General features: G+C 71.8%; 6 protein-coding genes. 4 read left to right on the top strand and 2 right to left on the bottom strand.

What is annotated here, in order from left to right:
* Positions 1-297 precede the first annotated feature (297 nt).
* The 3 genes from PV350_RS10975 to PV350_RS10985 are packed head-to-tail and all read left to right on the top strand — an operon-like array spanning position 298 to position 3,052.
* Positions 298-1,275 carry an RNA polymerase sigma factor gene (locus tag PV350_RS10975; RefSeq protein WP_500333501.1) on the top strand — a complete coding sequence of 326 codons (978 nt, stop codon included), beginning with the start codon at positions 298-300 and terminating at the stop codon, positions 1,273-1,275.
* 35 nt (positions 1,276-1,310) lie between these two features.
* A complete protein-coding gene (locus PV350_RS10980) occupies positions 1,311-2,219 on the top strand; it encodes an alpha/beta fold hydrolase (protein WP_500333502.1) in 909 nt (302 codons plus the stop codon).
* Positions 2,216-3,052, top strand: a complete 837-nt coding sequence (locus PV350_RS10985) for a GNAT family N-acetyltransferase (protein ID WP_499510157.1) — start codon at positions 2,216-2,218, stop codon at positions 3,050-3,052. The genes PV350_RS10980 and PV350_RS10985 overlap by 4 nt, the downstream gene beginning before the upstream one ends.
* A 93-nt stretch (positions 3,053-3,145) precedes the next feature.
* On the opposite strand, the gene PV350_RS10990 is transcribed toward PV350_RS10985, so the two are convergent.
* Both PV350_RS10990 and dxs read right to left on the bottom strand, forming a co-directional pair.
* The gene (locus tag PV350_RS10990; RefSeq protein ID WP_500333503.1) at positions 3,146-4,225 is read right to left on the bottom strand and encodes a tellurite resistance/C4-dicarboxylate transporter family protein; all 1,080 of its coding nucleotides are present in this window, start codon (positions 4,223-4,225) and stop codon (positions 3,146-3,148) included.
* Positions 4,222-6,213 carry a 1-deoxy-D-xylulose-5-phosphate synthase gene (dxs, locus tag PV350_RS10995; RefSeq protein WP_499510159.1) on the bottom strand — a complete coding sequence of 664 codons (1,992 nt, stop codon included), beginning with the start codon at positions 6,211-6,213 and terminating at the stop codon, positions 4,222-4,224. Before dxs ends, PV350_RS10990 begins: the two co-directional genes overlap by 4 nt.
* A gap of 329 nt (positions 6,214-6,542) precedes the next feature.
* Here dxs and PV350_RS11000 point away from each other — a divergent pair, with 329 nt between their 5' ends.
* Positions 6,543-6,911, top strand: coding sequence for a MarR family winged helix-turn-helix transcriptional regulator (locus tag PV350_RS11000; RefSeq protein WP_500333504.1), 369 nt, complete (start codon positions 6,543-6,545; stop codon positions 6,909-6,911).
* Positions 6,912-7,074: the final 163 nt, after the last annotated feature.

The following is a 7,074-nucleotide window of genomic DNA, read 5'->3' on the forward strand; positions in this document are numbered from 1 at the left end:
GCCCCGAGCGTCCCGAGGATCCTTCTTCGAACCCTGTCGAAGGCGATGCGACGCTTGCGTCGTCCACTATTCCGCCCGCGTGCTTCATGGTCAGAGGCCCTGGAACGCCGCAGCGCCCGGGGCTCTTCCAACCGCCGACCCGGTCACGGCTGCTCCGGAGGTCATGGGGGCGGTGTCGACGCGGAAGTCTCCGTTCCGTAGTCCGAGCGCGGGATGCTCCCGCGTGGTCCGGTGACGGCTGTGAGACGTGGGCGGCGAATCCGGGGCGTGAGGGCGTTCTGGTTCAATGGTGACGATATGACTGATCTGATCTTGAGCGGGGCGCCGCTGGACTTCGAGCTGGTGCGGGCCGCTCAGGCAGGCGATGCGGGTTCCCTGGGGCTGCTGCTCGCCAGGCATCAGGCGACCATGCGCGCAGTCGCCCTCGCCATGCTGGGCCACAGCCCGGATGCCGAGGACGCGGTGCAGGAGGCAGCGCTCATCGCGCTGCGGCGCATCGGGGATCTGCGGGATCCGGACGCCGCCGGGCCGTGGCTGCGCATGGTGGTCCGCAACGTCTGCCGTGCCCAGCTGCGCAAGAAGTCGGCGGTGCCGGTGGCCGAGCTCGAGGGGTTCGTCGCCATGGACCGCTCGGGTGGTCCGCCCGACCCGGCGGACGTGCTGGACGAGCACGTGCTGCAGGACTGGATCTGGAGTGCGCTGGAGAAGTTGTCACCGGCGCTGCGGTTGGTGACCATGCTGCGCTACTTCACGGACGTCACCTCCTACGAGGAGATCGCGCTGCTGTGCGGCACCCCCGTCGGCACCGTGCGCAGCAGGCTCAGCCAGGCGCGGGCGAAGCTGGCCGGTGCACTGGTGAGCATGGGCGACCAGGTGCACGACGACGCCGTCTCCCGCACCGCGCGCCACCGCCGTCTGGCCGAGGAGACCATGCTGGCGGGCCATCGTGGCGAGCTCGCCTCGGCGTGGGCGCAGTGGCGGTCACCTCGACTGGAGGTGACCTGGCCGACCGGCAAGCGCTCGGACCTCGACTACCTGGAGTTCTCCTTCCGCCGTGACGTCTCCGACGGCGTCCGTCAGAAGCTGATGAACGTGGTGGCCAGTCGCGAGGTGGTCATCTGGGAGGCGGCCATCATCAGCCCCCCGGAGGATCCGTTCCACTGCCCGCCCAGCGTGGTCTGGGTGCACCACCTGGACCGGAACCGTGACGACAGGCTGCGCCTGTACCACCCGCGCCGCCGCCGGGCCGGCCTCGCAAACAATCTTGAAGACTGATCGAACCTTTCCGGGGCCCACCGCATCGTGTGGGTATGAAAGCAATCCATCACGAGGCGGAGCACGGCGAGCGTGCTGCCGAGGTGCGCACCGTCATGGTCGACGGCGTGCGCCAGGTCTACCGGGTCGCGGGTGACGGGCCGGTGTGCCTCGTGCACTCCGGAGGCCCCGGTGTGCACCCTGAGTACCTGCGCATACCCGCACTGGAGCCGCATCTGACCATGGTCCACCTCGACCCCGTCGGGTCGGGCGACAGCGGCCTGCTGCCGGACGGGGACTACTCCACGTCCCGCTACGCGCGCTTCGCCGCGGCCGTACTCGACGACCTCGGGGCGCGGTCCGCCTACGTCCTCGGCCACTCGCACGGCGGTTTCGTCGCGCTGCAGTTCGGCCTCGACCACGCTGACCGCCTCGACGGGCTGATCCTCTACGACACCGCGCCCGTGTACGGGCCGGAACTGATGGAGGCGGCGTCCAAGGAGATGGCCGTGTTCGTCCAGCGCTGGCCGGACCGGCCCGAGGCGACCGAGGCGGGGCGGGTGTGGGAGGCCCGGATGTCGGGGGCGCTGGAGGTCGTCGACGACGCGTCGAAGGAGCGTTACCTCGGCACCCTCCTGCCCGCCTACTTCGCCGACTACCGCGCGACGGTCGCGCAGTTCGGCACGCCCACCCTGCGGGCCACCCATGACCCGAATCGGCTCCCCGCCGACTGGGACGTACGGGACCGGCTCGGCACGATCGCGGCGCCGACCCTGGTGATCGTCGGTTCCTACGACTTCATCTGCCCTCCCCGCTTCGCGTACGAGATCCACGCCGGCATGCCGGACGCACGGCTGTGCGAGCTGACCGGGAGCGGCCACTTCGGGCACGTCGAGGAGACCGAGAGGTTCGTCGCCGCCGTACTCGACTTCGTCACCACCACCGACAAGGGGAACCAAGCGTGAGCACCACCGTGCCGACCGGCCTGGCCGAAGAGACCGAGATCAAGGCGTACAGCGACTTCGTGGCCGGCGCGCCCGCGGACGTCCTCAGCACCCTGGGCATCGGCGCGCAGCAGTTCGGCTCGGCGCGGGCGCTGGCCGTTCGCGAGGACCCGAGCCGCTTCTTCAACCGGGCCGGGGGATTCGGGCCTGCCGAGCCGATCACGGCGGACGTCGTGGAGCAGGTGTGCGACTTCTACCGCGCTCAGGGCGTGCCCCAGGGCTCGTTCATGATCGCGCCGTCCCTGCTGCCGTCGGATTGGGCCTCGACCGCGCAGAAGTGGAACCTCACCGAGGGCACCCGTTTCGCCAAGCTCGGATGCGACGTCTCGACCGTACTGGCCGGGGCCGACGGTGTCGCCGCGCTCGACCCGGACCTGCGGGTCGGCCTCGTCGAGCGTGACCGTGCACGCGAGTGGGCGACCGTGATGATGACGACCTTCGGCTTCGGCACGCCGGCCATGATCGACATGGCCGCGGCATGCGTGGGCAGGCCGGACTGGCGGCAGTACGCCGTTTGGGAGGGCGAACGGATCGTTGCGGTCGGCAGCATCTTCGTGAACGGTGACTGTGCCGACATGTTCGGCGGGGCGACGCTGCCGGAGTGGCGCGGCCGCGGCGCCCAGTCGGCGCTGCTCACGGCCCGGGCCCGGGCCGCCCACGACGCAGGCTGCCGATGGCTCGTCGCCGAGACCGGGGCGGAAGGCCCCGGCGACCACAACACGTCCCTGCACAACATGACGCGCGCCGGGTTCGAGCTGCTCTACGAGCGGGTCACCTGGGTGTGGGGCGGGTAGCCGGACCGGAAAGGCCGGAGGCGCCCGGCGGTCAGGCCCGGAGCCTGACCGCGGGCGTCTGCGGCCGGCGGGGTGCGGCCGGCGGCTGCACGCCTACGACAGCGTCCGGGGAGCCATACGGCGAGGCCGGAGCTTGGCGGCGACCATGGCCGCGAACACCACGACCCAGAACGCCGCGGCGATCCAGACCTCCCAGCGGCCCATGCTCGTCATCCACGAGGTCCCGGTCGCGCGTCCCAGTTCGTGCGTCGTGACGGCGTACATGCCGACCGGGAAGACGAGGTTCCACCAGCCGAGGTCGTAGCGCAGCGGAATGCGGCGCAGCGCGTGCCGCCACACGCCCAGGGCCAGCAGAAGGGGGATGAGCCAGCTCGAGAACGACCACAGGACGACGGACGACCCGACGAGGAGTGGGCGCGCCAGCATGGTGCTGCCCGCGGGGAGTGCCATCAGCCGCACTGCGGCAAGGACAGCGATCGCCGCCGCCCCCATGAAGATCCAGACGGACGTCATGAGGCCTTCCGGCCGGACCGGCCGGGCCAGCAGTCTGGCCAGGACGATGGCGGCGGTCAGCAGGTACTGCACCAGGCCGACGGCCCAGCACACCACCGCCAGCACCGGCAGGACGGCGCCCGGGGTCACCCGGGCCAGCGCGGCCGCCGCGACCGCCACCGACTCCGATCCCACCGCCCACAGGAACCAGGTGCCGTTCACCTGGTCGAACGAGGGTCCCCGTTTCAGGGTGGTGATGAGCGCGAGCGGGATGCCGTAGTCCAGCACGATCCACCCCAGTGCCCCGAAGGCCAGGAACGCCCATGCGACCGCGGTGTGGCCTTCCGGCGCGAGGCGCGCGGCCAGCACGTTGGCGGAGATGGCGACGGTGAGGAACGCGAAGGCGCGCGGCCCCAGGAAATCCGCGACGAAACGCTCGCGCTGCCGCAGCAGCCGCCAGCCGTAGGCGGGCAGCAGTACCGCGAACCCGGCCAGTGCCACCCACAGCAGTACGGCGGAGGCGGTGCCGGCGCCGTTGACGTACAGGGCCGTGGAGACGATGCCGGTGCCCATGACGAACGCGAGCGCGCCCGGGTTGAGGTCGGCCACCGCGGCGGAGACGGCCGCGCGGCGTCCGGAAGGCGCCTGTTCACCGATTCTGCGACCGCTGATCTTGGTCATGACGCATCCTCCGGCCGCTGACGCAGCAGCAGCATTTTACTGGTATGTGCATTTCGTCGTCTTTTGGGCACGGTGACGGCAGCCTGCGCCAGGGCCTCCATGACGCTGTCCGCGACGGCCTGTGCGGTCAGGCCCGCTTCCGCGAGGATCTCGGCACGGGTGGCCTGCCGGGGAAACCCGTCGGCCACGCCCAGGGCACGTACCGGGGTGCGGATGCCGGCATCCTGCAGGGCCTGGCCCACCGCGGTGCCCACTCCCCCGGTACGCAGGCCGTCCTCGACCGTGACGACCAGGGCGCGGTCGGCGGCGAGGGCGGGCAGTTCTCCAGGCAGCGGCTTGACCCACAGCGGGTCCACCACGGTGACCTCCACGCCACGCTCGGCGCAGAGCTCCGCCGCTTCGAGGGCGACCGGGGCCATCGTCCCGACGGCGATCAGCAGGACGCCGCCGGTGCCGGGGGCCTCACGCAGGACGTCGACCGCACCGGCCCGACCGGCCGCCGGGATCGCCGGGCCGACCGCGCCCCGCGGGTAGCGCAGGACCGTCGGCGCGTCGGTGGTCGCGACGGCCTGCCGCAGCTGCTGCCGCAGCGTGTGCGCGTCACGGGGAGCCGCGATCCGCAGGCCCGGGACGGCCTGGAGCATCGCCAGGTCCCACAGACCGTTGTGGCTGGGCCCGTCGTCACCGGTGACCCCGGACCGGTCGAGGACGAGGGTCGCACCGAGACGGTGCAGCCCGAGGTCCATCAGCACCTGGTCGAGTGCGCGGTTCAGGAAGGTGCCGTACAGGGCGATCACCGGGTGCAGTCCCGCCATCGCCATCCCGGCGGCCGAGGCGACCGCGTGCTGCTCGGCGATGCCGACGTCGAAGAACCGTGCCGGATAGCGTGCGGCGAAGTCGTTCAGACCGACCGAGCCGGGCATGGCCGCGGTGATCGCCACGACCTCCGGGTGCGCGTCCGCCAGTTCCACCAGTTCCCGGCCGAACACCGCCGACCAGGTCGGAACGGCGGGCCGCAGCGGGCGCCCGGTCTGCGGGTCGATGGCGCCGATGCCGTGCAGATGGTCCTCCTCGTCCTCCTCGGCGGGCGCGTATCCGAGCCCTTTGCGCGTGATGCAGTGGACGACGACGGGCGCGCCATGGGCCTTGGCCCGCTCCAGGGCCGCTTCCAGGGCGGGGATGTCGTGGCCGTCGACCGGCCCGAGGTAGTGCAGGCCCAGCGCGCCGAAGAGCGAGTGCGGCGTCACGGCGTCGGTGGAGCCCTCCACCAGGCCCGCACGCAGCCCCTCCTTGATGCCCTCCTTGGCGGCATGCAGGGTGCGGTGCAGTGCCCGCCCCGGCGTTCCGGCACCGCCGAGGGCCTGTTTGCCCCAGCCCGCCAGACGCTCGTAGCCGGCGTGGGTGCGCAGGGCCGTCAGGTGCCGCGCGAGTCCGCCCACGGTCGGTGCGTACGAACGGCCGTTGTCGTTGACGACGATCACCACGGGCCGTTCGGGGGCCTCCGCGACGTTGTTCAGGGCCTCCCAGGCCAGCCCCCCGGTGAGTGCCCCGTCGCCGACGACGGCGACGATGTGCCGGTCCGCCTCCCCCGCGAGCTGTCCGGCCTTGGCCATGCCGTCGGCGTACGACAGGGCCGCCGACGCGTGGGAGTGCTCGATGTGGTCGTGCGCGGACTCCTCCCGGCTGGGGTACCCCGACAGGCCGCCGCGCTGCCGCAGGCCGGTGAACTCACCGGCCCGCCCCGTCACGATCTTGTGGACGTACGCCTGGTGCCCGACGTCCCACAGCAACCGGTCACGCGGGGAGTCGAAGACCCGGTGCAGCGCCAGCGTCAGCTCCACCACGCCGAGGTTGGGCCCCAGATGGCCGCCCGTGGCCGCGACGTGCCGGATCAGGAACTCGCGGATCTCCCCGGCGAGCCCGACCAGTTCCGGATGGCTCAGGCCCCTCAGGTCCGCGGGCCGGTTGATCCCTGCCAGCAGGCTCATGCCGCTGCTCCTCATCGATGCCGCTGTGCCGTCGGCGGCTGCACCCGCCGCTCGGACCGACCTGTGCGGCCCCATCGCCTTGACGACGCTAGATCCGGGAGGGCACGGGGACGGACAGTCCTGCGTGCCACGGCGGCCTCACATCAGGACATCGGCCGGGCGGCCGCCCCGGACCGCCCGTCCCCTCGTCACGGAGCGCGCACGGACGACGCGGTGTCCTGATCCGAGGGCTTCTTGTCCCCCGCTCCGCCATCGGCTGCGTGGGGAAGCCCGGTTATGTCTGTAGGGCCGCGAACTCGCGGCCGGTGGACCCACCCCGGGGAAGAAGCATGACCGACCGCCATCCGGCCACCGCCACACGGCAACCTCCACCCATCCTGTGGAGCCTGGGTCTCCTGCACGGCGAACTGCGGGCAGCGCACGGCCTGTCGCTCCACGACTACCTCATCCTCGGGGCCCTCGCGGAAGCCGAGGGCCGGCCCGTACCCCTGACCCGGCTGACGGTGCTCCTGCGCGAGACGCGGACCCGGATCGCCTCCCTCCTCACGGGCCTGGAGGCGGAAGGACTCGTCGAACGCAGTCGTGGCCCCAGAGATCGCAGAACGATCGAAGTGACCCTGACCGAGGCCGGACGTGCCAGGTTCACCGACGCCGAGCGGGCCGCACACGAGCGGCTGCGCCGGCATTTCGTCCTGTGACCGGTGCACACGCCACGGTCGCCGGCCGGACACACCGAGGCCTGTCGACGGGTCCCGGAAAAATATCGGGCGGTGATGTCGAGAACCCGTGGCCGGCTCCGTCCCCGGGGTGAAGGCGGCCACAATGGGCCGCACCGGCACCAGGGAGAACCACGATGGCCAA

This window comes from Streptomyces sp. PA03-6a (assembly GCF_033792765.1).
Classification (GTDB): domain Bacteria; phylum Actinomycetota; class Actinomycetes; order Streptomycetales; family Streptomycetaceae; genus Actinacidiphila.

Excerpts from the sequence above, each read along its gene's own strand:
- PV350_RS10975 (WP_500333501.1), top strand. The coding sequence starts at position 298 with ATGACTGATCTGATCTTGAGCGGGGCGCCGCTGGACTTCGAGCTGGTG.
- PV350_RS10980 (WP_500333502.1), top strand. The coding sequence starts at position 1,311 with ATGAAAGCAATCCATCACGAGGCGGAGCACGGCGAGCGTGCTGCCGAG.
- PV350_RS10990 (WP_500333503.1), bottom strand. The coding sequence starts at position 4,225 with ATGACCAAGATCAGCGGTCGCAGAATCGGTGAACAGGCGCCTTCCGGA.
- dxs (WP_499510159.1), bottom strand. The coding sequence starts at position 6,213 with ATGAGCCTGCTGGCAGGGATCAACCGGCCCGCGGACCTGAGGGGCCTG.
- PV350_RS11000 (WP_500333504.1), top strand. The coding sequence starts at position 6,543 with ATGACCGACCGCCATCCGGCCACCGCCACACGGCAACCTCCACCCATC.